The organism is Herbaspirillum sp. C7C2, from assembly GCF_022627865.1.
Classification (GTDB): domain Bacteria; phylum Pseudomonadota; class Gammaproteobacteria; order Burkholderiales; family Burkholderiaceae_D; genus Herbaspirillum; species Herbaspirillum frisingense.
In genome coordinates this window covers 24,894-50,735 of sequence record NZ_JABXGI010000021.1, presented here as the reverse complement: position 1 = coordinate 50,735, position 25,842 = coordinate 24,894, and the positions used below count along the sequence as shown (strand labels likewise).

21 protein-coding genes and 1 tRNA gene are annotated in these 25,842 nt (G+C 57.3%); 13 read left to right on the top strand and 9 right to left on the bottom strand.

Annotated features, from left to right (window positions below):
* The first annotated feature begins 90 nt into the window (after positions 1-90).
* The 3 genes from HWE04_RS20385 to HWE04_RS20375 all read left to right on the top strand — a co-directional run bounded on the left by HWE04_RS20385 (position 91) and on the right by HWE04_RS20375 (position 1,432).
* Positions 91-702: a glutathione S-transferase N-terminal domain-containing protein gene (locus tag HWE04_RS20385; RefSeq protein ID WP_006461591.1), complete on the top strand. Its 612-nt coding sequence runs from the start codon at positions 91-93 to the stop codon at positions 700-702.
* A 135-nt stretch (positions 703-837) separates the two neighbouring features.
* Positions 838-1,332 carry a ClpXP protease specificity-enhancing factor gene (locus tag HWE04_RS20380; RefSeq protein ID WP_006461592.1) on the top strand — a complete coding sequence of 165 codons (495 nt, stop codon included), beginning with the start codon at positions 838-840 and terminating at the stop codon, positions 1,330-1,332.
* Positions 1,333-1,356: 24 nt separating this feature from the next.
* A tRNA-Thr gene (locus HWE04_RS20375) sits at positions 1,357-1,432 on the top strand.
* A gap of 100 nt (positions 1,433-1,532) precedes the next feature.
* Here HWE04_RS20375 and HWE04_RS20370 read toward each other — a convergent pair.
* A complete protein-coding gene (locus tag HWE04_RS20370; RefSeq protein ID WP_241813550.1) occupies positions 1,533-2,252 on the bottom strand; it encodes a hypothetical protein in 720 nt (239 codons plus the stop codon).
* Between the two features lie 117 nt (positions 2,253-2,369).
* Positions 2,370-3,893, bottom strand: a complete 1,524-nt coding sequence (locus HWE04_RS20365) for a methyl-accepting chemotaxis protein (protein WP_241813549.1) — start codon at positions 3,891-3,893, stop codon at positions 2,370-2,372.
* Between the two features lie 289 nt (positions 3,894-4,182).
* Between HWE04_RS20365 and HWE04_RS20360 the strand changes: the two genes are divergently transcribed.
* A complete protein-coding gene (locus tag HWE04_RS20360) occupies positions 4,183-4,458 on the top strand; it encodes a hypothetical protein (protein WP_241813548.1) in 276 nt (91 codons plus the stop codon).
* A gap of 132 nt (positions 4,459-4,590) precedes the next feature.
* Here HWE04_RS20360 and icmH read toward each other — a convergent pair whose 3' ends face one another.
* The 3 genes from icmH to tssJ all read right to left on the bottom strand — a co-directional run bounded on the left by icmH (position 4,591) and on the right by tssJ (position 7,405).
* A complete protein-coding gene (gene icmH, locus HWE04_RS20355; protein ID WP_241813547.1) occupies positions 4,591-5,370 on the bottom strand; it encodes a type IVB secretion system protein IcmH/DotU in 780 nt (259 codons plus the stop codon).
* The gene (tssK, locus tag HWE04_RS20350; protein WP_241813546.1) at positions 5,367-6,713 is read right to left on the bottom strand and encodes a type VI secretion system baseplate subunit TssK; all 1,347 of its coding nucleotides are present in this window, start codon (positions 6,711-6,713) and stop codon (positions 5,367-5,369) included. Before tssK ends, icmH begins: the two co-directional genes overlap by 4 nt.
* Before the next feature lie 62 nt (positions 6,714-6,775).
* Positions 6,776-7,405, bottom strand: a complete 630-nt coding sequence (tssJ, locus tag HWE04_RS20345; protein ID WP_241813545.1) for a type VI secretion system lipoprotein TssJ — start codon at positions 7,403-7,405, stop codon at positions 6,776-6,778.
* A gap of 371 nt (positions 7,406-7,776) precedes the next feature.
* Between tssJ and HWE04_RS20340 the strand changes: the two genes are divergently transcribed.
* The 9 genes from HWE04_RS20340 to tssA all read left to right on the top strand — a co-directional run bounded on the left by HWE04_RS20340 (position 7,777) and on the right by tssA (position 18,476).
* Positions 7,777-8,385: a tetratricopeptide repeat protein gene (locus tag HWE04_RS20340; RefSeq protein WP_241813544.1), complete on the top strand. Its 609-nt coding sequence runs from the start codon at positions 7,777-7,779 to the stop codon at positions 8,383-8,385.
* Positions 8,386-8,474: 89 nt separating this feature from the next.
* On the top strand, positions 8,475-8,975 hold the full coding sequence (tssB, locus tag HWE04_RS20335) for a type VI secretion system contractile sheath small subunit (protein ID WP_006461623.1): 501 nt from the start codon (positions 8,475-8,477) through the stop codon (positions 8,973-8,975).
* Between the two features lie 11 nt (positions 8,976-8,986).
* Positions 8,987-10,480 carry a type VI secretion system contractile sheath large subunit gene (gene tssC / locus HWE04_RS20330; protein WP_241813543.1) on the top strand — a complete coding sequence of 498 codons (1,494 nt, stop codon included), beginning with the start codon at positions 8,987-8,989 and terminating at the stop codon, positions 10,478-10,480.
* Positions 10,481-10,514: 34 nt separating this feature from the next.
* Complete coding sequence (locus HWE04_RS20325; RefSeq protein ID WP_241813542.1) at positions 10,515-11,006, top strand: Hcp family type VI secretion system effector; 492 nt, start codon at positions 10,515-10,517, stop codon at positions 11,004-11,006.
* Positions 11,007-11,143: 137 nt separating this feature from the next.
* On the top strand, positions 11,144-11,632 hold the full coding sequence (gene tssE / locus HWE04_RS20320) for a type VI secretion system baseplate subunit TssE (protein ID WP_241813541.1): 489 nt from the start codon (positions 11,144-11,146) through the stop codon (positions 11,630-11,632).
* Positions 11,633-13,477, top strand: a complete 1,845-nt coding sequence (tssF, locus tag HWE04_RS20315; protein WP_241813540.1) for a type VI secretion system baseplate subunit TssF — start codon at positions 11,633-11,635, stop codon at positions 13,475-13,477. It begins immediately after the preceding gene.
* Complete coding sequence (tssG, locus tag HWE04_RS20310) at positions 13,441-14,529, top strand: type VI secretion system baseplate subunit TssG (RefSeq protein ID WP_241813539.1); 1,089 nt, start codon at positions 13,441-13,443, stop codon at positions 14,527-14,529. The genes tssF and tssG overlap by 37 nt, the downstream gene beginning before the upstream one ends.
* Positions 14,530-14,592: 63 nt before the next feature.
* The gene (tssH, locus tag HWE04_RS20305) at positions 14,593-17,268 is read left to right on the top strand and encodes a type VI secretion system ATPase TssH (RefSeq protein WP_241813538.1); all 2,676 of its coding nucleotides are present in this window, start codon (positions 14,593-14,595) and stop codon (positions 17,266-17,268) included.
* 80 nt (positions 17,269-17,348) lie between these two features.
* Positions 17,349-18,476: a type VI secretion system protein TssA gene (gene tssA, locus HWE04_RS20300; RefSeq protein ID WP_241813537.1), complete on the top strand. Its 1,128-nt coding sequence runs from the start codon at positions 17,349-17,351 to the stop codon at positions 18,474-18,476.
* An 81-nt stretch (positions 18,477-18,557) separates the two neighbouring features.
* Here the strand turns inward: tssA and HWE04_RS20295 are convergent, their stop codons facing one another.
* The 4 genes from HWE04_RS20295 to HWE04_RS20280 all read right to left on the bottom strand — a co-directional run bounded on the left by HWE04_RS20295 (position 18,558) and on the right by HWE04_RS20280 (position 25,834).
* A complete protein-coding gene (locus HWE04_RS20295) occupies positions 18,558-19,364 on the bottom strand; it encodes an OmpA family protein (protein WP_241813536.1) in 807 nt (268 codons plus the stop codon).
* A gap of 3 nt (positions 19,365-19,367) precedes the next feature.
* On the bottom strand, positions 19,368-20,354 hold the full coding sequence (tagF, locus tag HWE04_RS20290; protein ID WP_006461632.1) for a type VI secretion system-associated protein TagF: 987 nt from the start codon (positions 20,352-20,354) through the stop codon (positions 19,368-19,370).
* Positions 20,354-24,232, bottom strand: a complete 3,879-nt coding sequence (gene tssM / locus HWE04_RS20285) for a type VI secretion system membrane subunit TssM (protein ID WP_241813535.1) — start codon at positions 24,230-24,232, stop codon at positions 20,354-20,356. The genes tagF and tssM overlap by 1 nt, the downstream gene beginning before the upstream one ends.
* A 762-nt stretch (positions 24,233-24,994) precedes the next feature.
* Positions 24,995-25,834: a M15 family metallopeptidase gene (locus HWE04_RS20280; RefSeq protein WP_241813534.1), complete on the bottom strand. Its 840-nt coding sequence runs from the start codon at positions 25,832-25,834 to the stop codon at positions 24,995-24,997.
* Positions 25,835-25,842: the final 8 nt, after the last annotated feature.

Genomic DNA, 25,842 nt, shown 5'->3' with positions numbered 1-25,842 from the left:
CAATCACGTATCCGCGCGGTTTTGCGGAATTGCGTACCGGGGTGAGCGTTATGCGTCTCGCCCCCCTTTTGTTTTTAGGGCTCTGAAAAAATGATGGTTCTCTACTCGGGCACGACCTGCCCATTTTCGCAACGTTGCCGTCTCGTCCTGTTCGAAAAGGGCATGGATTTCGAGATCCGCGACGTGGACCTGTTCAACAAGCCGGAAGACATTTCGGTCATGAACCCCTACGGCCAAGTGCCGATCCTGGTCGAACGTGACCTGGTGCTGTACGAATCGAACATCATCAACGAATACATCGATGAACGTTTCCCGCATCCGCAACTGATGCCGGCCGACCCGCTGATGCGCGCCCGTGCCCGCCTGATGCTGTTCAATTTCGAAAAGGAACTGTTCGTCCACGTGCACACGCTGGAAAACGAAAAGTCCAAAGCGGCCGAAAAGAACCAGGAGAAGGCGCGCAACGAAATTCGCGACCGCCTGACCCAACTGGCACCGCTGTTCCTGAAGAACAAGTACATGCTGGGTGACGAGTTCTCCATGCTGGACGTGGCACTGGCACCGCTGTTGTGGCGCCTGGATCATTACGGTATCGAGCTGTCCAAGACTGCTGCCCCGCTGATGAAGTATGCCGAGCGCATCTTCTCGCGTCCGGCCTACATCGAGGCGCTGACCCCGTCCGAGAAGGTGATGCGTCGTTAAGCCGCATTCCGGAGTATCCGCTGCGCGTCTGCCGTTCATGGGCGCGCAGCGTGTTCCACCTGCAGTCCGATTTGCAGTTTCACCCCGGCTCAGCCGGCAGATGCGGGCATGCCGCGCATCGCACACCACATAGTCATGCAAGAAGTCTCCACCAAGCCCTACCTGCTGCGCGCCATCTACGAGTGGTGCACCGACAACGGTTATACGCCACACATTGCAGTGGTCGTCGACAGCCGCACGCGCGTGCCGATGCAGTTCGTCAAGAATGGCGAGATCGTACTGAACATCAGCTTTGAGGCCACCAGCGGCTTGAAGATGGAGAACGACAGCATCCATTTCAGCGCCCGCTTTGGCGGTGTCTCGCGCGACATCATGATCCCGGTAGAAAACGTCATCGCCATCTATGCCCGTGAAAACGGCCAGGGCATGGCCTTTGAAGCGCCGGTTGCCGTTGGTGAGGATAACGCCCAGGACTCACCTGTGTCTGAAAGCGTCGCGCCGGCCCCGGCACTGTCCTCGGTTCCCGTTTCCGAACCCGAGAAGAAGCCTGCAGATACTGGCTCAAAGGACGATGACGATCCGGAACCACCGAAAAAAGGTGGCCGACCTGTACTGACCCGGATCAAGTAGGCTATAATCGCGGGCTCAAGTTTTGCTGGCTTAGCTCATCTGGTAGAGCACCTGACTTGTAATCAGGGGGTGGCGGGTTCAAGTCCTGCAGCCAGCACCAGTATTTAAAAGGCTCTCCGTTCGGAGAGCCTTTTCTATTTGTTCTGGACATCCTGGAGTCCATCTCTGGCCGGCGGCATTCAAGATTCCGATGATGATGCTTATCGCTTCCAGAACATCCATTTCGATTTTTTCACTGCTCTTATCGAGACGCCTTCCTGTTCAGTCGGGGCAGGAGGCAAGCATTGCGGCCATCGTTGTGCGGCGTTGGCCCAGCCTGCGAGTTCGCTGGATTCACATTCGCTCAGAACGCTACCTTCCGACAGTCCCATCATATTGATCATCTCTCTGCTTGTTGCCAGGACGCCCGTCCGGATGGCCGCCTCCAGATCCCGGATGGCGCTGCGTAACAGTATCTCCAGTTCGCCATCATTTCCCATCCCGTCGATCTCTTCGGTCTTGACCAGTATGTTGCGGAAAGGCTCCGCCTCAATCCGGGCAATCCATTCGACGTACAACTGGTGACGGTCGGCACCGATGGCGGCACGCAATATCTCGGACCGCTGCTTGAGTTGATCGATGCCAACCGCTTTCTGGCAAGAGATATAGGCATATGGACGATAGCTGTCATCGTCTTCAAGCGCGGACAGGCTTGCCTCATCAAAATCTTCATCGATTGCGTCATCATCCGAATCAGGAGCGTAATTCTCGCTCCCGGGAGCGATCTTGATATCTGTGCCGGTGAAAAGGCACATCCAGAAAAGTGGGATACCGGCGTTCGCCTCGTACTCGGTACCTGAGATAGCGAAGAACTGGTCTGCCTCCGCGTCCAATGGCATGCCTTCAAAATTCGTACAGTAAAGATAGACGCGACAAGACATCAATTACCTCAATCCGCTTGCTCAGAGAATCGATCAGTTACCGCGCAACGGTAGCTGATCGATTCAACGAATCGCTGCGGTCAGCTTCATTACACCGCGTGCGTCCCGGTTCCTCTGTCACGCAAGCTTACCCCCGCCCAGCCGAAATACGCTTACCGACTGTGCCAGTCGTCGCGCCTGTTCCTTCAATGCTTCGGTGGCGGCAGCGGCTTCTTCCACCAGGGCGGCGTTCTGTTGCGTCACAGTGTCCATTTGCGCAATGGCTTGGTTGACCTGTTCGATCCCGGCTTCCTGCTCGCCGCTGGCGGCCGAGATTTCACTCATGATCTGGGTGACATTGCGTACGCTTGTTACCAGTTCCTCGATGGTCGCCCCGGCGCTTCTGACCAGCCTGCTGCCGTCTTCCACCTTCTCGACCGAGTTGCCGATCAGCGCCTTGATTTCCTTCGCCGCTGTAGCCGAGCGTTGGGCCAAGGTGCGTACCTCCGAGGCCACCACCGCAAAGCCACGTCCCTGCTCACCGGCACGGGCTGCTTCCACCGCTGCATTGAGCGCGAGGATGTTGGTCTGGAACGCGATGCCGTCGATGACAGAAATGATTTCCTCGATTTCGCGGGCAGAGGCCTGGATTTCGTCCATGGTGCTGACTACGTCGGAAACCACCAGTCCGCTGCGCGACGCCACCTCGGAGACCGAGCCTGCCATCGCATTTGCCTGGCGCGCATGATCAGCGTTGCGTCTCACGGTCGAAGTGATCTGTTCCATCGCCGCCGCCGTCTCTTCCAGCGAACTGGCCTGTTGCTCGGTGCGTGCGGAGAGATCGAGATTGCCACCAGCGATCTGCGTCGAGGCCGTGACGATGGTATCGCTGCCAGTGCGCACGCCACCGACCACGCGTTGCAAGCTGCTGTTCATATCCTTGAGTGCTTGCAGCAGTTCACCGGTCTCATCCTTGCGAGTGACTTCGATCCGGCTCCCAAGGTCACCTGCTGCGACGGTCTTGGCGATTCTTACTGCCTCGTGCATCGGTCGTGTGATCGAACGCGTTGCCAGCACGGCCAATAAGGCGGCTAGTGCCATCACCAGCGCACCGACGGCCAGGTCGATGGACTTGCCGGTACTGATGGCTTTGGAGATATCCCGGCCCGTACCGTTGGCATTCTCGCGCGCGATCGCCAGCAGACCGGAAAAACCGGCCGCCAATACCTTGTCAGCGCCACTGATGGAAGCATCGATTTCCGTCACGGACGCAGCCGCTGACTTCATGCCTTGCGCCTTCGCCAATGCCTCGCGGTAATTTCTTTCGCCTGTAGCGATCTTCTGTAGAAGATCATTTTCCTTGGGATTGTCTACGCCAAGCTTGCGGTATTCGATCATCAGGCGGTTGATGGCATCCATATCGGCCAGGAAGTGCTTGTCATAGTCCTTGCCGCGGACGACGTAGTTCTTGAAGTTCTGTACACCATCGCCCAGTTTGATGTAACCCTGGGTGGCATAGTCCTGCTTGCTCAGCACAGTGCCGGAAAAGTCGTCCCAATGTCGTCCGATCTGGTTCAGGATCAGAATTGAAGCGACGATCAGGCTGCAGGCAAGCAGCGTGACCAGCATGAATGAACCACCGAGCCGCGTGCCGATTCTCATACCTGTTCCTTGAATAGTATTTATAGGATTACCAGATTCTGACCGCGATTAGCGACATGGAAAGGTAAGTGGAAGCGGTAAAAACCGGTTCAGCTCGCAATTTGATGATCTAACTGCTGCAAGACAGACAAGATTCGCGTGCACATTCTTTCAAGTGCCGCAATACAGCATTACCCGTTCACCGGTTTTTCTCTCCTGGCCGGACCGATAAACTTCTCGCATGAGAATGCAGCATTGATAAAGGATAAGCATAGGGCTGGGTCCGCTTGCATTCACCGAGGAGTAGATCATGAGCAACATCACCATTCGTCATTGCGCGGTCGCCATTAGCATGGCCTTGACCGCCTTGACCGCCTTGGCTGCCCATGCAGCCTACGCAGCCGACACCCCATCAGGTACATCTACCGAGCAGTCGGCGGTCAAGCAGGTTGCCAGCGTTACCGGCTCGCAAATTGCTGAAAAGGGACATACAGGGCTCACCCGCGAACAGGTCTGGGAAGACCTCAAGCGTTATCAGCGTGAGCACGCCAATCCTAGCTATGCAGAGTTGGTTTTCCTGCGCTGACCCAGCCTCGCCCGGGCTGATCTAGGCTTGTGTCAGAGATCCTGAGCGTGCTGCCGATGATCCGTTGGTGATCGAAAAATCGGCAGCCATGGAGGCCTCTGGTATTCCCCACAGAAATCTGGCTCTTCAAGCTCAGGGCAAGGTGATAGTCAGGTTGGCTGCCCGCGGGGCAAGTTTGACGATATCGGCATAGCCGGCCAGCTGATTTTCGGTGCCCTTGGTCAGGGTCCAGTTCAGTCCTATGTAGGCAAACATAGCGGTCAATGCAAATAGGGAAGCGACTACCCACAACGGCACATCGTTGCGCAACTTGTTGACGATGGCATCAGGTCGCTCGCCATTCGGTGCGAACCCGGCAGTCTTGCCCTTCAGGTGAGCAATCTCATCGCCCAGTCGAGCAGTCAGGTAATTGAGTTTTTCCGGCCCTTCCAGCGCATATTTTCCCTGGAATCCCAGCAGCAGGCACATATGAAAGACTTCCAATGGCTGGAGTCGGGCGGTACCGCGAACGCGCAGATCTTCTAGCCGATTGAAGAAATTTTCACCTGCCAATTGATCACCAAACATCGCCAACTGAAGGGGGCGGCGTTGCCACGTATCGCGGATGCTGAAATTAGAGCGCAGGACAATCTCATCCACGGAAGCACAGAAGGCATATTTGGCTGCGTGGACATCCTCGGGCGACACTTCCAGTTTCTTGGCGCCGCGTTCGACATCTCCCAGAAACTTTCGTATTTTTGCCATGAATGACACCTCGTCCACCGGCGTGCCACCGTTCTTGAGCATGAACAACGCATAAAAGCCGTCGTACATCAGGTCCAAGAGCGAACTGGCGTTAATCGGCGCGCCGGCTTCATAAGTGGGCAAAGAATCCGCAGGATCCAGCAGGGAAGGGATGGTTGTCGTGTTCATTGGGTCACCGCCAGAAGTTCAATATTGAGGTCACGAATGCCCGATGGCACATAGATGCAGATCGACTGTGCCTGAAGCATGCGCTCGTACATCGCACCCTTGCTCTCGAGCGTGAAGTAATAGGTGTCGGGCCGAACCGGTAGTGCAGCTGGCACCTGGGGCGAGTGCACAAGCTTGACGCCGGGCAGCGCCGCCAGCACGAATTTTTCAACATCGTCAGGTGCGCCGATCTTGAAGCGCAACGGCACGATATCGACCAGTTCGATTGCCGGCAGGTCTGCATGGACCGCGAGGTAGAAGTTGGTCTTCTCGTCGATCTTGCCTGAGTCCAGCATGCCCATATGGTAGGACGGCTTGCTCTCGTTCAAGGCAATCGCAAAATAGCGAGAAGAGATCACGGTATCGAGTAACTCGCGAATGATCGCGTCCAGCTTTGCGAAAGCCGGCCCCGGATCGCGGTGATCGTAAGGGGGGAGGTCGGACAGGGCCAGGCTGCGCGAGAAGGTCATGAGCGATCCGGCCAGTGACAATAACTGTTCAAAAAGGCGCTCCGGGTGATGCATCGGATGATTCAGGTAGTGCGACAGATTGGCATAAGCGGTACTGGCGGTATGCAACAACCAGAACGATGTGATGTCGCCAGAACGGAATTCGACCACACTCTTGCTAGGCTCGCGATGATGCCCGTACAGGGCGCTGACCTTGGCTTGCAGCGCGTCCATGAGGCGACGCAGGCGCTGGAACAGCAAGGTAGACGCATGCACTGACAGGCTGGGCGGAACGAAGTCGGGGTCCAACTCGAAGCCAGGCCCGCTCGCGCGACGCAGGCGCGCCACAGGAATGCAGACCAATGAATCTCGGGGCTCGTTTTCTGACACCAGGCGTACTGCCTTTTTCAGGTAGCTTACTTCTGCTTTGGCAGCTTGCGTGAACAGGTCCGGCGTCTGGACGCCATCCTGAATATAGCGGGTGGATTGCTGATTTCCGGTGCCAACGGAGAAATTGCTACCGAAGCTTTTCAGCATCGGTAACCCCGCATAAAAGGTGATGGAGTTTTGGGACAGCGGAATTTCTGTCAGTTCGATGGGGGCCGGGAGGTCATCCCCGTCTGGCGCCCTGAAGATTTCTCCGTCGTGGAAGATTGCCGACAGCTCCAGCAGACGAAGGGTACTGTTGTTAAGTGCATCTCCATCGATCTTCAGGGATAAAACACCCCAGCAATAGGGATTGAGAGCGAGCGCAGTCTGATGCAGACGCGTTTCATGGTAATGATCCTGACGCTGAAAGTGCTGAGGTCGAAGGAAAAGGCCCTCGCCCCAGAGTACCTTGTTGGGATGGTTCAATTGGTTAGCTCCGTAATTGATGATTGTCGCATCGTGATCTGCAGTTAAGAGATTGTTGATTTCTAATGACACTCGACTGGCGCGAGCATCAGGTTCCTGTCCATTGGCTTACCTAGGGTATCCACGGCAATAGCCCCCGTACCTACGGTGACCGAACAGGATTGCAAGCCTGCCGTAATGCCGTTCTTTTCGGATTCGTCGGCCCTGAAGGTGGCCCGCCAACGTTGCTGATCTGGATTGATGAACAGCGCCACCAGACCGATATATCCCGCCTCGTAGCTCACCTTTTCATCGACTTCGTAGCGTTGTCCTGGCACTAGCGTGACTTCCTTTACCTCCAGCAGATCGGCTCCCAGAACCTCCTTCTCCCTTTGCGGATTCAGAAAGGCGTCATATGACGCCTGCTGGAAACTAACGTTCTGCTTCAATTTATAAATTCTGACGACCAATGCCAGGGGACGCTGTTGCGAATCCATGTTGAGCGCCTTGGATGCATGCAGCTTGATGAGTACTTTGCGTGGCTGCTTCATCGCATCCGCTACTTCAGGCGCGTCAGGCTTCTTAAGGCCCAGTGCCTCCAGTGTCGACTTGGCAACCTGCCCCACCTTGGAAGCCGCGCCCACTGCGGCGCAGCCGGTGATGCAAGAGATGATCAATCCCAGTGCCACAGCATTTCTCTGTCGTTTATTCAACTTTACCCCGCATGTTTTATCTGATTTCTGATTGGCGTGAATTTCCCGCGTGCCGAAAAACTTTTAGGAAGCGTTCACATATGGAGTGGCTCCATTTTGTAAAAGGGGTCTATGGGATACATTCGAGTGATCCTCAGTTGCCTTACTTAAAAACTAAGTCTTAGCAGCAAGCCGATGGCGGAAATTGAAACGTGGCGTGACTGAAGAGCAGGAATGAATGAAGCGCCAATTTTCACCAGAAATTCATCGCCGCGTTTCATTCCAAGTTTAAAAGTCGTGACAAGCCGAATATCTTCCGGTCTTCTCCATTCGAATGCATGTGAGAGATCGGATAGGTTCTCCAGAATTAAAAAACTAAGGATTAAATCCCCATGAATGCAAGAAAGAGACGAATAGATCTGTTGATTCCAGCTCTGCTGACGCTGGCATTGATGATGACGGGGTGCGCCAACAGCGACTCCAAGCAGGGGGCGGAGGCAGAGGCCAAGAGCAGCCTGGAAAGCAGCGTGGAAAAGGCTGAGGCGGCACTGGTCGAGGGTCGGACCGATGATGCCGTGAAGATGCTAAGAACCCTGGCGTCGCGTTTCCCTGCAGACAAGACGCCCTGGCTGCGCATTGCGCAGATTCGCTTCGATGCAGGTGACTACAGCGACGCCATCATCAACGCTCAGGAGGCAATAAAGCGGGACCCTTCCGAAAAGGGTGCCAACAGCATCCTGACCCTTTCCAGCCTACGCCTGGCCACCAAGTCGCTCGCGGACTTGCGCTCGCAGAATGCACTCAATGGATCAATCAAGAGCGACGCCCAGGATCTGACCAGGACGCTGCGCGAGATCACGGGGGAGGCGCCGGTATCGGTGCCGGGAAAGCCGGTCGCTGCGACGCCTCCGCGCGGCAAGATGGTTCGCAAGACGGCGCCAGCACCTGCCAGCGACGTCGGCAGCGGAAGCGGACCCAATCCGTTCATCAACCTGAAGTAAGAGGTCAGGCGGGAACAGGTTGAGCGTCTCCCATTGATCAGTAGCCTCAGAAAATGAGGCGCGTGGACCAAACCAGAAACGGAGAAGAAATGTCGAAAAAGGAAAGTATTCAGAAGAAGCTGCAAAGGGTGCGACCTCCGCGTGTGCAGATGACATATGACGTCGAAATTGGCGACGCCATCGAGAAGAAAGAGCTTGCCTTCGTCACTGGCGTGATCGGCGACTTCAGTGGCAATTCGGAAGTGCCCCAGCCTCGACTGAAAGACCGCAAGTTCGTCAATATCGATTCGGATAACTTCGATGAGGTAATGAAGGGTCTGGAGCCGCGCGCTGTCTATCGTGTCGCTAACGAGCTCTCCGACGCCGGTGGGGAGTTTGCCGTGGAACTGAAGTTTCGTTCGATGGAGGACTTCCGGCCGGAATCGGTGGTGCAGCAGGTCGAACCCTTGCGCAAGCTGCTCGAGGCGCGTACCAAACTGGCGGATCTACGTAACAAGATCGCTGGTAACGACAAGCTCGAAGATATCCTCAACGATGTGCTCAGCAGTACCGAAAAGCTCGCAGAGCTCAGCAAGCAAACCACCAAATAATCGAGATCTGCATGTCTGCTCAAATCAATAACGAAGTCGCTCAAGGCGCTTTGCCCACTGTCGCCGGCGGTACCCTGCTGGATGATATCGTCGAACAAAGCAAGGTCGCGAAATCCGCTTCCGAGCACGATCGTGCCAAAGACCTGATCGCTGAACTGGTCAGTCAGGTGATGGAAGGTACCGTGGTCGTATCGCCGAATCTCTCCGTCACCCTGGATGCGCGTATCGCAGAAGTGGATCGACTGATCTCCAATCAGGTAAGTGCCATCATGCATGCTCCGGCATTCCAGAAACTGGAAGGAAGCTGGACCGGCCTGAATTACCTGGTGCGTAACACAACTGTGGGGGAGGGACAGAAGATCAAGCTCCTTAACGCAACCAAGAAGGAATTGGTCAAGGATTTCAATTCGGCACTGGAGTTCGATCAGAGCGCGATGTTCAAGAAGGTCTACGAGGAAGAATTTGGTACTTTTGGCGGAGCTCCTTTTGGCTCGCTGATCGGTGATTTCGAGATCACCCGTCAGCCGGAAGACATGTACTTCATCGAGCAGATGTCGCGTATCGCAGCAGCATCTCATGCACCTTTCATTACGGCAGCCTCGCCCGAGTTATTCGGTCTTGAAAGCTATGCCGATATGGGCAAGCCCCGTGATCTGTCCAAGGTGTTCGACACCATCGAGTATGCGAAGTGGAAGTCCTTCCGCGAATCCGAGGACTCGCGCTATGTTGGGCTGACGCTACCACGCTTCCTTGGACGCCTGCCCTTCAATCCAAAGGACGGAACGACGGTAGAGGGCTTCAATTTCGTCGAGGATGTCGATGGCACCGACCATTCCAAATATCTGTGGTGTAACGCTGCCTACGCGTTCGGAACCAAGCTCACCAAGGCGTTCGAGGATTTCGGCTGGTGCGCCGCCATTCGCGGTGTGGAGGGTGGTGGCCTGGTCGAGGACCTGCCGACGCACACCTTCAAGACCGATGAAGGAGAGGTGGCATTGAAGTGTCCTACCGAGATCGCGATCACTGACCGCCGCGAGAAAGAGCTTTCCGATCTTGGGTTCATTTCTTTGGTCCACTGCAAGAACTCTGATTATGCAGCTTTCTTTGGCGCCCAGTCCGCGCAGAAACCCAAGAAGTACAACACGGACGCAGCGAACGCCAATGCCGTTCTATCCTCGCAACTGCAATATATCTTCGCAGTTTCCCGCATCGCTCACTACATGAAATCGATGATGCGCGACAAGATCGGTAGCTTCGCTGCCGCCTCAAATGTCGAAGACTTCCTCAACCGCTGGATCGCGCAATACGTGCTGTTGGATGACAACGCCACGCAAGAGGCCAAAGCGCAATTCCCGCTGCGCGAAGCTTCGGTACAGGTGTCGGAAGTGCCGGGACGACCGGGTGTTTATCGCGCCGTGTCGTTCTTGCGTCCGCATTTTCAGTTAGATGAACTGTCTGTTTCGCTTCGGTTGGTTGCGGAGTTGCCGCAGGCAGGGAAATCCTAACTATTTTTCCTCCCTCATATTTACAGGATGAGTTATGGCAATTGACGTTTATCTGCAAATCGATGGCATCAAGGGTGAATCCACTGATGACCTGCACAAGGACTGGATCGAATGCAAGACCGTAGACTGGGAAGTTCTGCAGCCGAAGTCTGCGACGGCATCGACCGGCGGCGGCCATACTGCGGAGCGCTGCGAGCACAAGGACATCGTGCTCACCAAGGTCGCCGATCTCGCGTCGCCGCTGCTGCTGCAAAATTCTTCGTCGGGCAAGACCATTGCAAAGGCCAAGTTCGAATTCATGCGCGCCGATGGCAAGGGCGAGCGCGTGCGCTACTTCGAAATCGAGCTGGCCAACGTCATGATCAGCAGCGTGAAGCCCTCCATCGAGGCGGGTGAGATCCTTGGCGAAAGGGTTGGTCTGAAGTATTCCTCCGTGAAGTGGAAGTACACGCAACAGAAAAAGGATGGTGGTGCTGCTGGTAACACCTCGGGCGGTTGGGACCTCGCGACCAACAAGGTCATCTGATTCCGTCCAGACGAAATGAACTGTAGGTAAAAAGAACAGGATTTCGCCTGTCCCTATGACATCCGCCTGACTTTCAGGCGGATGTCCCTTTTGGAGCACATGGCGTTCGACGACCTCTTTAAATTGGGTAAGCGCAAATGAAGGGTTTTGCACCGAGTCTGTTCGACAAACTGATGAATGACGGGTCCAGGTCTACGATCAGTCCAGTAGTCATCCGATTTTCGATGGAAGAACTCAAGGATGCCGTTGCGCGCGATCTTGAAGCCATGCTCAATACGCGTTCGGTTATTTCTGAAGAGCTATTGGATAGCTATCCAGAATGCAGCCAGTCCATTCTTGCCTATGGTCTAGGTGATTTCGCCGGCTTGAGCCTGGCCAGCATGGACGATCGCATGGCTATCTGCCAGGCCCTGCAGCAATCCATATCACGGCACGAACCCAGATTGCAAAATGTACTCGCCAATCTGGAAATACAGGAGGGATCTATCAATCGGCTCAACTTCGCCATCAGCGCTTTATTGGTCGTCAATGCTGCGCGAGAGGCGGTCAATTTCGACGCAGTGCTGCAGCCATCTACGCTGCAATACTCGATCAGCAAGGCGCGGCCAAGCCGCATTGGAGTGTAAGTGCAGGATTTGCTTCCCTATTACGAACGAGAACTGAGCTTCCTGAGACGCTATTCGCGTGATTTTTCAGAGCGCTATCCCAAGATCGCCGGCGGGCTGCTGATGGCCGGCGAGGTATGTGAAGACCCGCATATCGAGCGCATGATACAGTCCTACGCACTGCTCAACGCGCGCGTGTCAAAGCGTCTCGACGATGACTATCCGGAGTTTACCGAGGCACTGTTCGAGGTCCTGTATCCTCACTACTTGCGCCCGTTTCCGTCCTGCTCGATTGCGCGCATGGACTATCTCGCCTCGGCAGATCAGCTCACCGCGACCACACAAATCCCCCGGGGCAGCTTGTTGGCGAGCGGCCAGGTCAAGGGGATCGTCTGCAGATTCAGGACTGCCTATGATGTGTCGATAGCGCCGATCCGTCTGTCTCAGGTGACCTTCGCGCCCATTATCGACGCGCCGGAGGCCGTGATGTTGCAGCCCGGGATCAGCTCCTCGCTGTCGCTCACCTTCGAAACCATCGCAGATAACGTGGCCTTTACGTCCCTCGGATTGGCCTCGTTAAGATTGTTCATAGATGGAGAGGCTTCATTCTGCGCGGCATTACGCGACAGCCTTTTCATGCGTACCGAGGCTGCCTGGGTCGAAGCATCCGGGAACGGTCGGTGGATCGCGCTGCGCCAGCCGCCGCTGGCAGAGGTAGGTTTTGCCGAGGAGGATGCGCTCATCGATTTCCCCGCCCAATCGCACCCCGCATATCGACTGCTGACGGAGTATTTCGCCCTTCCTGAGAAATTCAACTTCTTCGATCTCGATCTCAATCCCGTTTTTGCGGTACTTCCCTCCGATGTCAGGCGATTTACCATACATTTCGGGCTGTCGGGCTTGCGCGCAGACTCGCACATCGCGCGACAACTGGGTAGCATCAGCAATTCCAACATCTTGCTGGGTTGTACGCCGGTGATCAATCTGTTCCCCCAGGCCGGCGACCCGATCAGATTGACACATGCCGGTGCCTATCATCCTGTACTGGTCGACGGACGCCACTCGTTCGGATACCAGGTACATTCAATCAATTCGGTACAGCTCATCAGGCAAACTCCGCAGGGTGAATCGTTCACGCGATTCCGGCCTTTCTATTCCTTGCGTCATGGGCAATCTCCTGAGCACGATGGGCATTACTGGGTAATGCGACGGGACGAATTGGTGGCGCTGAAAAGTCCGGGCCACGAAACCGAGATTTCCATCGTCGATATCGACTTCGATCCCGCCAAGGTCGAGACCGATACGATCAGTCTTGAGCTGACCTGTTCCAATCGGGATCTTCCTGCCTCGTTGACCTATGGTCTCCCCGGTGGGGACTTGAGCATGGAAGGGGGAGGCGTAATACGAAAGGTCGCTCTGCTGCGTAAGCCGACCCATCCCTTACGGTTCAAACGTGGCAGAGGCGCCCAGTGGCGGCTCATTTCCCATCTGTCGCTCAATCATCTCTCCTTGATGCAGGGCGGGCTGGAAGCTTTTCAGGAAATGTTGATGCTCTATGACCAATCCAATTCACCTATTTCACAACGCCAGATCAGCGCCATTTCAGCGATTGAACACAAGGCTGCCGCGGCATGGCTGCCAGGCAACCCGTTTGCAAGTCTGGTGCGTGGTATCGAGATCAGGTTGACGGTGGATGAGGATGGCTTCGTCGGTAGCGGCTTACATGCATTTGCAGGCCTCATCGATCGCTTCATGGGGCTATATGTCCAGGCCAACAGCTTTTCCCAATTGACCGTGCTATCAAAAAGAACAGGGGAGGAATTGCTGAGATGCAGCCCACGCAGCGGAGATTTGAACCTAGCGTGATCGAGAGGATATTTTTCACTCCTCATCGCTTTCAGTTTTTTCAGGCAGTGCGCATGATCGAACTCTGGTTCAAGCGCAATGGCGTGCCACATGAACGAGCAGTATGCGACTTTCTGCGGTTCGCCAATCGTACCTTGCTCGCGTTTCCTGCCAGTGAGATAGAGCATATCGAGACCTATCCGCCACGAAATGGCGTGCCGTGCTCGGCGGATGAATTGAGGAAGTCCTTTCTCAATGGCGAGCTGAAGTATGTCCAGATCACGCCGACATTCATGGGTTTCCTGGGCGGAAATGGGTCTCTGCCAGCACATTACACGGAGCGCGTCGCACGACATCTGCTGGAGCAGCGCGACGAAGGACCGCGCGCCTTTCTCGATACGTTTTCCTCGCGATCACTAGCCTTGTTCTATCAGGCGTGGTGCAAGTACCGGGTGGCCTTCCAGTATGAGGCCGGGCGCCGCGATACCTTCCTGCCATTATTGCTGTCGGTGGCGGGGCTGGGCTTCCGCTCACTGCACCATCGGCTGTATGGCAGCGATGGTAAAGGGGTGCGAGACGAATCGTTGGCACACTTCGCTGGGGCCCTGCGGCATCGTCCGGCATCGGCGTTCTATATGCAGCGGGTACTGGCCGACTATTTCTCGGTTCCTTTGGAAGTCATGCAATTTGCGGGAGACTGGTACCACGTTCCGCGAGAGCACCAGACCATCCTCGGATCGACCAACTCCTTGCTCGGCAAGGCAATGGCAGGCGAGCGGGTCTGGCAACGCGACTTGCGCATGCGGCTTTCTATCGGACCGTTACAGATAGAGAAATTTGAACAGTTCCTACCCGGAGGCGGGGGCGCGCTGGCGCTATCACGGCTGCTTGGTCTGTTTACCGGCGCTGCGCTGGAATACGAGATCCAACTGATCCTGCTTGCGCGGGATGTACGTGGCGTCACCCTAGGTAGCACTGGCAATGGCGGTCGCCTAGGCTGGGATGCATTCATTTCCACAGAACCGGAAACACAGGATCGCGCCGATATCCAGTACGAGGTCACCTTGCATTGACCGTGTGGGTGAGAAGAAAAAATTCAGGCCGCACCGCGGTCAACATGACAAGGAAAAAGCAGAATGGGCATCAATCTGAAATCGCTGATCGGCAAACTGAACGAAACCAGCCGCATGGCTACTGAGCGTGCTGCCACGCTGTGCATGTCACGCGGGCAGTACGAAGTCGACCTGGAGCACTTGTTCCTCGCCTTGCTGGAACAGCCGCAATCCGACTTCAGTCTGATTGCTCACCACAGCGGGGTCAGTAGCGATAGCCTGCAGACTGATCTTGAGCATGAGATCGCCAGCTTCAAGAACGGCAATACGCGCACGCCAGTCCTGTCCCCCCACTTGCAGACGCTGTTCGAGCATGGGTGGCTGATCGCCTCGCTGGAAGGCAGCAATCCGCAGATCCGCAGCGGACATCTCTTGCTTGCCCTGCTGACCCATAGCGAGCTATCACAGCTAGCCTATCGAGGCTCACGGCTATTCGCCCATTTCAAGGTAGAACAGATCAAGCATGACCTGCGCAAGCTGACGGTGGGGTCGGTTGAGTCTACTGTAGGTATTGAGTATAGCGCAGCGCCTGAAGATAGTGGACTCTCACAGGGTGATCCTGTCGGTGAAATGCAGGTGGGGTCCAGTGGAAAGACGGCAGTGCTCGATCAATACACCATCAATCTGACGCAGCTTGCCCGTCTTGGAAATATTGATCCGGTGGTGGGGCGCGATGCCGAGATCCGGCAGGCAGTTGACATCCTGCTGCGTCGCAGACAGAACAACCCGATTCTCACCGGGGAAGCCGGTGTCGGCAAGACTGCGGTGGTCGAGGGGCTGGCCCTGAGCATTGTCCATGGCGACGTACCGCAGGCTCTTCAAGGTGTTGAGATCCACACTCTGGACATGGGATTGCTGCAGGCCGGTGCCAGCGTCAAAGGCGAATTCGAGAGCCGCCTCAAGAACGTGATCGATGCAGTAAAGAGAAGCCCGCATCCCATTATTCTCTTCATCGACGAGGCCCATACCATGATCGGAGCGGGTGGACAGGCTGGCCAGAACGATGCCGCCAATCTCCTCAAGCCGGCCCTGGCACGTGGCGAGTTGCGTACCATCGCCGCGACGACCTGGAGTGAGTACAAGAAGTATTTCGAGAAGGACGCCGCCCTGGCGCGGCGCTTCCAGGTGATCAAGGTCGAAGAGCCCAATGAGGAAACAGCCTGTGCCATGCTGCGGGCGATGGTGCCCTTGATGGAGAAGCATTTCGGTGTACGCATTTATGACGAGGCAGTCAAGGAGGCCGTGCGACTTTCTCACCGTTACATCACCGGTCGGCAACTCCCGGACAAGGCGGTGAGCGTGCTTGATACGGCCTGTGCCAGGGTTGCGCTGGGACAGAACGCCACACCGCCATTGCTGGGGGGGATGAAGCGACGACTGGAAGAGATCGACGCCGAAGTGCTCGCCCTGGAACGCGAGGCGGCCATTAACATCGCCCATGAGGCGAGGTTGACCCAGTTGAATCGACAGCGGGTGGAAACGCTGGCCCATCTGGAGGTGTTGAAGGCCCGTTGGCAGCGGGAACGTGAGCTCAATGAACGCATACAGAGTCTTCGCGCCACGCTGGAGACACAGGCACAGGCAGATAGTCCGGACCAGGATCCCGCCCAGGCGCGCGCCGAGCTGCGACAGTTAATGGATGAACTCAGGCTGTATCAGGGTGAGACGCCGTTGCTGCCCGTGCAGGTCGACGGCCAGATCGTGGCGGAGATCGTCGCCGGCTGGACTGGCATCCCGCTGGGCAAGATGGTCAAGGACGAGATCAAGACCGTACTCGGTCTGGATGCCTTGCTTCAGGAGCGCGTGCTTGGTCAGCGACATGCGACCGACGCCGTGGCTCAGCGGGTCCGCACCTCCCGGGCCAATCTGGATGATCCTGGCAAGCCGAAGGGCGTCTTTCTCTTTGTTGGTCCTTCCGGGGTAGGCAAGACCGAGACCGCCCTGACGCTGGCTGACGTGCTGTATGGCGGCGAGCGCAAGCTCATCACCATCAACATGAGCGAGTATCAGGAGGCGCATACGGTCTCGGGACTCAAAGGATCGCCTCCAGGCTATGTGGGTTACGGAGAGGGGGGCGTGCTGACCGAAGCGGTACGTCGCAACCCTTACAGCGTGGTCTTGCTTGATGAAGTGGAGAAGGCCCATCCGGACGTCCTGGAACTCTTCTTCCAGGTCTTCGATAAGGGTGTATTGGACGACGGTGAGGGGCGTCAGATCGACTTCAGGAACTGCATCATCATTCTGACCAGCAATGTCGCCTCTGCGCAGATGATGCAGGCTTGCCTGAACAAGGTTAGCGACGAGCTGCCCACCCCTGATGAACTTGACGCCCTGATCCGGCCGCAGTTGGTCACGGCCTTCAAGCCAGCCTTCCTCGGGCGGCTGAAGGTGATTCCGTATTACCCGATCGCTGATGACATATTGGTGAAGATCATCGAGCTCAAGCTCTCGCGCATCGCCAAGCGCATTGAAGCGAATCACAAGGCTGAATTCGTCTACGACAAGACCCTTGTGGATGCCGTGCTGGCCCGTTGTACGGAGGTCGATTCCGGCGCGCGCAATGTGGACAATATCCTTAACGGCAGCCTGCTGCCCGAGATCGCTGGGAGCGTGCTGGCACGCATGGCCGAAGCGCAGGGCATCAGTCGTATCAAGGTGTCGGCCAGCAAGAAAGGCGTTTTCAAGTACGTCATCCAGTAAGCGCTACGGGACACGCACCAGCGCGGTTCAGGCGTCCCCGATCAGAAACCAAGCAGATACCGACCATCAACCTGGCCCTCATGAAAATGCCGATTCTCAACTCCTTAGGGGGAGACACCCCTGCCACTGTCGCCATCGCCCATTTGCTCAAGCCCATCAATGACAAGCAACCAGGCGGGGAGGACCTTTCCTTCAGTGCCGATCTGGACGTCATCGTTGAGGCGCGGCGCTTCGATGATCCCACCCTTGACCAAGGTGAATGGGTTACCGATATCAAGGAAGCGGACTGGGCGTTTGTCGAACAGCGATGCGCGCAGTTGATCGAAACGCGCAGCAAGGATCTGCGTCTGGTGGTGTGGTACTGCGAGGCGGCTTGCAAGACGCGGGCAATGCGTGGACTTGGTGATGGCTTCCTTCTGCTGGCCGGGCTCTTCGATCAGTACTGGGATCATCTCTATCCTCCCTCGGAGGATGGAGATCATGACCTGCGCATCGGTAACCTGACGTGGCTCCTCTCGCGTACGGTCCAGATGGCACGCGAGATCCCGCTGACGGAGGGTCGGGGAACAGCTTTCTCCCTGCTGGACTTCGAAGCAGCACGCTCTCGCGCCGCCAACGCGGAACGGGTTGCAACAGAGGGCGGAAGGCCGGAAGAGGGCGTCAAGCTGGCTACGATGGATGCGGCCCGTAAGCGCAGTTCGCATGCATTCTACGAAGCCATGATGGCCGATGGCCTGTATTGTCTGCAATCTCTTGCTCAGCTGGAGAAGTCTGTGGATGAGCGCCTGGGCCTGGATGGTCCCGGTTTTTCAGCGGCGCGCGAGGCATTGACTCAGGTACATGAAACCCTGGTCCGCTTTGCCGCCGATACCGGTTTCCGCTCGGCAGCATCCAGTGAGACGCGACTTAAGGAGGAAGCCGTCACGCCGATGCTTGCGTCACGACAGGAAACTAACGTCCATGCCAATGCGCAGCCGGGCCACAGTGGTCCCCTACGCAACCGGGCAGAGGCGATTGCGCAGTTGCGTGCCGTAGCGGAATTTTTCCGGCGCACGGAACCTCACAGTCCCGTCACGCATCTAGCCGACAAGGCGGCACAGTGGGGAGAGATGCCCCTGCATGCGTGGCTCAAGACCGTCATCAAGGACAATGCGGCGCTGTCACATGTGGAAGAACTGCTGGGACTGCAGGCGCCCCCGGCCGAATGATTTGTGCGTCACGGGTAGCGGCGAAATGAATAGCGGAACTGGTTCACCAGTTCCGCTTTTTTACGGTCACCGAGAGCTGCGCTACTTTGCAATACGGAATTCGATGCGGCGATTCCTGGCGCGACCTTCGGCGGTGAGATTGGACGCGACCGGGCGATCCGGACCTTGTCCCGATGTGCTCAGCAGACGTTCGTCCACGCCCTTGCCGCTGAGGTAACTCTTGACAGTCTCTGCGCGCGCCATCGAGAGCGATATGTTGCTGGCGCGCAGGCCTTCGTTGTCGGTATTTCCGACAATTTCTACTCGGCGTCCCTTGAGCGTGAGCAGCGTGGCAGCGATCTCATCCAGAATGCGCTTGCCTTCTGGCGTCAAGGCAGCCTGCCCGCTTTCGAAGGAGACCACGCGATTGCCCAAAGATGTATCCAATACCCCCTGTTCGGAGACTGGCACGCGTAGCGCGTTATTGATCGTATAGGTCGAGTTGAGGCTGGTGGTCATGGCGCTGGCGATATTCTGGCGCTGGGCTTCGTTGACGACTTCGCCGGAAATGCTCACCGTAGTGCCGTCGATCTTCAGTTGCCCCCGACTGACCGACGTGAGATTGAAGGAAATCAGTCGTTGTACGTGAGTGTTCCAGTTGGCCGGCAATACGACCTGTCCGATGGCGATCTGGTCTACCACGCGTTCCGCACCGTAGATTTCCCGCAGCCGTGCCAGGGCTGCGGACTTGCTGGCCTCATCCGGGACCGTGCCGGTGACCAGAACCTGCCCGGGAGCGGGTGTGGCAACCGGTGGCGCGATGTTCTGGGCCTGACCCCAACCGGTGATCAGGAATGCTGCCCCCAGCAGCGCGATGCGTGGGGCGAATTGCGGAAGAGAAGTTTTCATGATTCAGGCACCAATGAAGGCTTGATGGAAAGAGCCCATGACCGACTTCAACGACAGGTCGGGATGAGTCAGGTAGCTGGACAGTTTCTGGATGCCGGGGCCGCTGTACACATGCTCTTCGACCCAGTCTGCCTTGTCGAAGGCAATGTTGTGCTCCGCGCCTGACCCGCTGTCGATGACCGCGTGCAGTGTGCGCGGGGAGGCTCCGGAAAATCCCAGAAACATGCATGGTTTCCCACGCAGACTGGTCTGAAATAGCAGCAATTCGAAATCGGCGCGCGACAGAAAGGGTGTCAGCAGATGCATCCAGAAACTGGTCACCAGACCACGATAGAGCGGGTCGTGCGGTAGTGGCAGGATGAGGCTCTTGTCCAGGCGGCTTGAAGTACTCGTCATCACAGGATGTAACAGCAGACCCAGAGCCAGGAGCAGGTGGCGCAGGTCGCCCTGGAATCCTGCGTGCTGCAACAGCTGCCCCAGCGACGCCAAGGTCTGTAGTTCCAGGAAATCCGTAAAGATGGCGCTATACCCCGTGCGGTCGATATCCAGCTCAAGTTCGGCCGCAGTAAGCGCCTGCAGCGGTGGGCCCGGGTCGGACGCATCCAGTACGTCGTCGGTCAGCATTTCCAGGCGTGACCAGAGCCGTGACAGGATCATCGCACTGTGATTGACAAAGGCAATCGGGTCGTCCACATCGAAGGTACTCATCGAGATAAACGGGAAGCGACGTTGCGACTGGTCCCCGCTGGCGCGCAGGTGGCCGGCGACGGCCCTGCGACTGCGAGGACCCATTACGACGAAATGCAGTGGCTTGAGCGCGTCATAGATATCCTTCCAGCGTGGATCGTTGGAAAGCAGCTCCATGGCTTGCGCCAGCCAGTTGTCGAGGAGCGTGATCAGTGCGGCATTGTCGGTGGCCTTGATGAAGTCTCCGCGCGCAGGGATCTTGCCGAAATAGCCGACCCGGATCGGTGTGCTGGTGCGGCTCATTATTTCATCCCCATGTCGATCTGCGAACGCTGCAGAAGTGTCGCCGGATCGCCCGTCATTGCGCCGTCCTGCTTGACCGGTGAGGAGGCAGAGGTCGCGCCGGAGTGAACGTCGGAACTGGATGGCGCGCTACCGACGATGATTTCCGGTAGTTTCAAACCACGCAGCGCTGCTGTTCCACGGGCAGCTCCATTGCCGCTGCCGGTGACCGCAGCGCTGCTGATGATCTTCAGATTGACCGCGACCGTCACTCCTTCACTGGTCCACGACAATTCAAAGATCCCGTTGTCCCTGCGCTTGCGCTGTGCGCTGTTGATCAGCCGTTCCAGCCCGAAGCGGCCAGGCTGATTCGCCAGTTCCACCGTACGGCCGTCATAGGTGACGGCCGTCACGCGTGCGCCGGGCGCGCCTTGCGGATTGGGCCAGATGAAGTTGGTCCATTGCGACTGGGTATTGCGGTAGCGCAGTTGCTGACCGTCGATCTCGATGGAGTATTCGAGCGCCCCCGGTGCTGGTTGCGCCTGGATCTGGAATACCGTCTGGCCATCGCCGGCGCCGCCAGCAGCGCCCCCGCCGCCGGCGCTACCTGAGGTATTGATCCAGTCAGCGAAGCTGCCCGTGATGGTCGGCGAGAGGTTGATGCCCATGTCGGCCCACCTGCGTGGGGACAAGGCGTCGCCGCGTCGTACCACCAAAGGGCCCATCGCCGTGTTCACGAACTTTGCGATCGCGCCGTTCTCACCGAAGACCGTACCGATCTCGCCGCTATTGGCCTCGATCTTGGATGCGGGGGAGAACGGATATTTGGCGGCCAGATTGTTCTGGAACGGTTCGTAGACCTGGGCACGCCAGATCTTGTTGACTTCTCCTTCGGTCGGAAGGATCAGCGCGTTGAAGCCCTGGATCAACGGGCGGACCAACAGGGGGCGCAGCACGGCCTTCTGCTGGTCGTTCAGGCCGGGCAGCATTTCTTCATCAACAAACTTGAGCGAATCGGACAGCTCGGAACCTGTACCTTCCAGCGTCTGCTGCATCAGCTGCTTGGCCCCCGGGCCGGTATCACCCTGGTTCTTGATGGTATTGAGGCGGGTGCGCAGCTTGGAGAGGTTCTCCATGTAGCCGCTCATGTATGAGCCTCCCTTGTCCTTGCTGGCCACCAGTCGCGCCACCCCGGCAAATTCCTGGCCGACTGTCCCCATTGCGCCTGTGCCGTCACCATTGAGCTGGTTCGGCGTCGGCACGGCGATCGGCGTCGGTGAGCGACGCAGGATGTTTTCCTTGATCCACCCCGTCAAACCATTGCTGACGGTGGCCACGCCTGCCGACACCATGGAAGGGTTATCCCAGGAGGTTTCCTCGTAGACGGTTTTGATCACCTTGTTGATCGGTGAGGTGACGGGGTCACCAAGGCGGTTCATGGCGTTGGTGGCGTCGTCCATGTTGCGCAGTTCTAGAATGCTCACGCCTTGCAGGAATTTCTGCCATTCACGCGCATACTCGGCCTTGTACTGCGTTACCAGGGCTTTCTGGATCTGTTCGGGACTGCCTTCCAATGTCAGGTCGTCCTTGGAGGATGTCTTCAATACCCAGTCGGCACTTTGCAATTCCCGGTTGGCGGCATCCTTGAACGCATCGCCGACGAATTTGCTCCAGGCGTCGCGGGTAAAGGTGCCGGGGACTGCGTAGCTGCCCATCACCAGCTCTCTGTCCTTGTCGCCCACGATACGCGCCACCGTCACAGAAGCGAAGCGGGTGGCGGCTCGGGCCTTCACGTCCGCGTAGACACGCTCGCGCGCCGGCATGCCGCGCACCACGCGACGCAGGTTTTCTCTCGTCTGGTCGACCAGGGTGAGCTTGTTTTCGACCGTCGGCCAAGAAGGATCGTTGATCTGCTCCAGCGAGAAACTGATGAGCCGTTCGGCATTGCGTATCATCTGCTCGCGCGGCATGGTCCCGCGATTGGCCTCCAGCCAGCCACGCCAGAAACGGGTGATCTGGTCGCTCAGGTGGCCGGATTCCGCACGTGGCTTGTCGGCCAGCATCAGATAGGTCTTCAGGGCGTTGTAGGCATCCTCCACGTTGGTGGCCGAGCTATCCTTGTAGGTGCGCAACGCCGGGGCGGACTGTGCGCTGGCGTCCGCGACTGCAGTCACGGCGCTTGCCTGCGCCGGACGCGACATGGGCTCCAGCTTTCCGGCGTTGGCATTCACTTCCATCAGGTAGGTTTCGATGTTGGAAGCGACCGGCTTGAGCATGATCTCCCTGATGCCGGCGAAATACTCTTCGCGTAGCTTGCGCTCCAGCAGATCGCCCTGGTATAGCCCCAATCCGACCGAAATCGGACGGCTGCTGCGGTAATGTTCAAGCTGTTCGATGCGATCCTGCAGCAGTTCCAGTGCCTCGAAGCGTGACTGCAGGTCAAGCCGGTTGTCCTGGAGCTTGATGGCCTTGTCCATATCGGCCTGGACATTGATGAGCAGTTGTCGATTGCCCATATACGACCAGCTCCAGCCACCCAGCAGGGCACCCAGCAGGGTGACGGCACCGAAGAAGGTCACATAGCGCAGCCGGATCTTGTTGCGGCTGGTGTACTGCGACACCAGCTGCTTGTCAGCAAAGATCACCTGCTTGAACAGGTTATGAAGGAAAAAGCCATGCTTGGAGATGATCGCGCGCTCCGGCTTCTTCTCCAGCGTCAGTCCGAAACGTTCCGCGATGCGTTCGGATGATGAGCTTACCGTCTCCCCTTCCTGCAAGGCACTGGTGAAGTAGAAGCCACGGAAGACCGGTTTGAACTGGAAAGGATTGTCTTCGAACAGTGTCGAGACGAAGGAGCGCAGCGTGCCCTTGATGGCAGAGAATTCCAGCGGGAACGTCAATACGCCAGGCGCTAGATTTTCGCCGCGCCTGACGGACATGTTGGCCAGGCTCATTTCCTTGAGTCCGGCATACAGTTCATCAAAGCGCTCCGAGAAGAAGCTGGTGACATCCTGGCCACCGCGCTGGCGGTCATAGGTGAGGGTAGCGCCCCACACCCGATCACGCTCGCTGCGTTCGGTATCGAGGAAGAATTCATTGAATCCGGTGATCAGGTCGGCCTTGGTGAAGACCACGTAGACCGGGGCGAAGACTTCCAGCTTCTCGGTCAGTTCCTGCACGCGCTGGCGCAGGTTCTTGGCCAGCGTGACCGAGAACTGCGGGTCATTGCCGGTCAGATCGGCGATGCTGACGGCGATGATGATCCCATTGATCGGGGCCTGCTTGCGATACTGCTTGAGCAAACCGAGGAAACTGAACCACTCTTTGCGGTCATCGTCGTAGACCGCGTAGCGGCCGGCCGTGTCCAACAGGATGCCATCGGTAGTAAAAAACCAGTCGCAATTACGCGTCCCGCCTACGCCCTGAACAATTTTTCCGGCCGTGTCGGCAAACGGGAACTGGAGACCGGAGTTGGCGATGGCCGTACTCTTGCCGGCCGCCGGATTGCCGATCACCATGTACCAGGGCAGTTCATATAGCGCCGCCGTACCCGATTTCTGGCCCAGCTTGGAAGTCTTGATGGTATTGATGGCCTCCAGCATGCGCTGGCGCAGGGCCGCGACATCGTCGCGCTGAACCTCGTCGCTGCTGGCCGGAGGTGACTGGGTCGCCTGCTTCTCCAGCGCGTCCTCCAGCTTGTTTGCCGCACGACGCGCCTTTGCCCGTTTGAGCAGCCAGAAGGCCAGCCATACCAGCAGGCACACGCCGAGGATGAGAAGAACCCAGGCCAGATCGATCTCCAACTGATCGGCGGCTAGGAGGAGAAAGATGGCGAAGGCGACGAACCCAAGTATGAAGAGGGTGCGTTTATCGGTGAGGAAATGCCAGATTCGTTTCATGATGTTGGGGATTTCTGCTAGAGGTTTTTTGTCATGTGATCGCAGCGTTGAGCATCATCGGCTCGGCCCTCGTGGGAAGGCGTAAGACGGCGCGTACGTAGACGGCGGAGGCTGGCCCAGTTGCCTTTCGGTCCAATGGTCTGAGGAGATCTGGCAATCAGAACGCATCTCACACCCATTGATGAAGCGAGTTACGGAAACGTTGTTCAGTTCTCTGGCGGATGACCTGCAGCTATCCCGCGCGTGCGGATTCCGCGGAAATTCATCCGTGTCGGCGCGGCCAGGCGAGCGGCGGGTGCAGGGCGTAGCCGATCGGTCCCGGAATTGCGCCGGAAGCAAGCTGATATCAATGAATGATGGAGTCGGCTGGAGCCGGTACAGGACGAGGTCTGCACCGGGCCCGGTGGCAAGGTAGCGGGTGGCGGACATCATCCCGGTGTCGGGAAAGCTTGCGCGGTTCAGGAGGGCGCATCTTGACCATGTAGGCATCAGTGTTCACGTTCTTGTTCTCTTATTGTTGTTATTGATCCCAGCCCCTGATGTGGGCGGTCTGTCCGCCCGATATGTGGTGTCTGCGCTAGCTGGCGCCGCGCAGTTCGTCGCAGCAGGAGGGCGGACGACCGCACTTGCCGGCGCGCGCGCTGATGCCGCGGCTGTGTGCAGCCTGGTATCGTGTATGAATGATTGGCGTGTTCATGGTGTATCCCCCGTATTTCTTGCGATCTTTCATCGGGCTGCCTGGCACGTGACGATGGCAGCGGTCTACCTTTTCATCACGCCCGGCATCCGGTATTCGGTATGGCCGAAATCCATCATTTTCCAGTTTCCTCCCCAGGTCAGCCCCACCGACCCGGCCACCTCGCCGTAGAGACGATAGCCTTCCATCGCCCACGGGTCCTTCTCGCTGATCACCAGCTTGCCGTTCCGAACGAAGGCACAGTCACCGGCGAGTCCGTACTGGTGATAACTCTGGAAGGCCGCCGCATTGGTGACGCTGCTTCCGAACCCCGCCAGCATGTTCTGTCGCTCGGGACTGCGATATCCCTCGATGAGCACCATCTCATAGCCATGCCTTTCCTTCATGATCTTGAAGACCAGTAGCAGGCGCTGCGCGTATTCGGCGTTAAGCAATTGCCAGTTGCGGCTGGCGTAGACCAGCATGGGTCGAACCTTGACGACTTCCGCGGTGGTAAACATGTCCGGCGGAAGCGGTGGAGGTGGTACGAGTTGCTCGCCTTTTAAAAGTTCCGCAATCTTGGAATTCGATGTCCGGTTGCTATCTTCAAAGCTTTCCAGCATAGGCTTGCCACTCAAGAGATATGCAATGACTGCTGGAGCGGTCAATAAGGCAACCATAGCGGATAGTAATTTGTAGTTTCTACTCGCATAGTTTATGCCCGCGTTGAGGGAGCTGCGCACGCCGATTTTGGTTCCTGAAACCACTTCTTCTCTCTTTGATTTCCAACGCCTGCATATCGTGGAGAAGCTGGCGAGGCAGCCCTGGATAATTCGTAAAGTCCGCATGCGGCCGGATGGAAAAAGTAGCAGCCACATCACGAATCCGGTGATGAGCAGATAGACAGTAATGAGGAAAAACAGCACGACGACGT

What these genes read in the sequence shown, in the direction of transcription:
- tssH (WP_241813538.1), top strand. Translation starts at nt 14,593, where the DNA reads ATGGGCATCAATCTGAAATCGCTGATCGGCAAACTGAACGAAACCAGC.
- tssB (WP_006461623.1), top strand. Translation starts at nt 8,475, where the DNA reads ATGTCGAAAAAGGAAAGTATTCAGAAGAAGCTGCAAAGGGTGCGACCT.
- tssC (WP_241813543.1), top strand. Translation starts at nt 8,987, where the DNA reads ATGTCTGCTCAAATCAATAACGAAGTCGCTCAAGGCGCTTTGCCCACT.
- HWE04_RS20385 (WP_006461591.1), top strand. Translation starts at nt 91, where the DNA reads ATGATGGTTCTCTACTCGGGCACGACCTGCCCATTTTCGCAACGTTGC.
- icmH (WP_241813547.1), bottom strand. Translation starts at nt 5,370, where the DNA reads ATGAACACGACAACCATCCCTTCCCTGCTGGATCCTGCGGATTCTTTG.
- HWE04_RS20365 (WP_241813549.1), bottom strand. Translation starts at nt 3,893, where the DNA reads ATGAGAATCGGCACGCGGCTCGGTGGTTCATTCATGCTGGTCACGCTG.
- HWE04_RS20380 (WP_006461592.1), top strand. Translation starts at nt 838, where the DNA reads ATGCAAGAAGTCTCCACCAAGCCCTACCTGCTGCGCGCCATCTACGAG.
- tssA (WP_241813537.1), top strand. Translation starts at nt 17,349, where the DNA reads ATGAAAATGCCGATTCTCAACTCCTTAGGGGGAGACACCCCTGCCACT.
- HWE04_RS20340 (WP_241813544.1), top strand. Translation starts at nt 7,777, where the DNA reads ATGAATGCAAGAAAGAGACGAATAGATCTGTTGATTCCAGCTCTGCTG.
- HWE04_RS20370 (WP_241813550.1), bottom strand. Translation starts at nt 2,252, where the DNA reads ATGTCTTGTCGCGTCTATCTTTACTGTACGAATTTTGAAGGCATGCCA.
- tssE (WP_241813541.1), top strand. Translation starts at nt 11,144, where the DNA reads ATGAAGGGTTTTGCACCGAGTCTGTTCGACAAACTGATGAATGACGGG.
- HWE04_RS20360 (WP_241813548.1), top strand. Translation starts at nt 4,183, where the DNA reads ATGAGCAACATCACCATTCGTCATTGCGCGGTCGCCATTAGCATGGCC.
- tssG (WP_241813539.1), top strand. Translation starts at nt 13,441, where the DNA reads ATGCAGCCCACGCAGCGGAGATTTGAACCTAGCGTGATCGAGAGGATA.
- HWE04_RS20325 (WP_241813542.1), top strand. Translation starts at nt 10,515, where the DNA reads ATGGCAATTGACGTTTATCTGCAAATCGATGGCATCAAGGGTGAATCC.
- HWE04_RS20295 (WP_241813536.1), bottom strand. Translation starts at nt 19,364, where the DNA reads ATGAAAACTTCTCTTCCGCAATTCGCCCCACGCATCGCGCTGCTGGGG.
- tagF (WP_006461632.1), bottom strand. Translation starts at nt 20,354, where the DNA reads ATGAGCCGCACCAGCACACCGATCCGGGTCGGCTATTTCGGCAAGATC.
- tssM (WP_241813535.1), bottom strand. Translation starts at nt 24,232, where the DNA reads ATGAAACGAATCTGGCATTTCCTCACCGATAAACGCACCCTCTTCATA.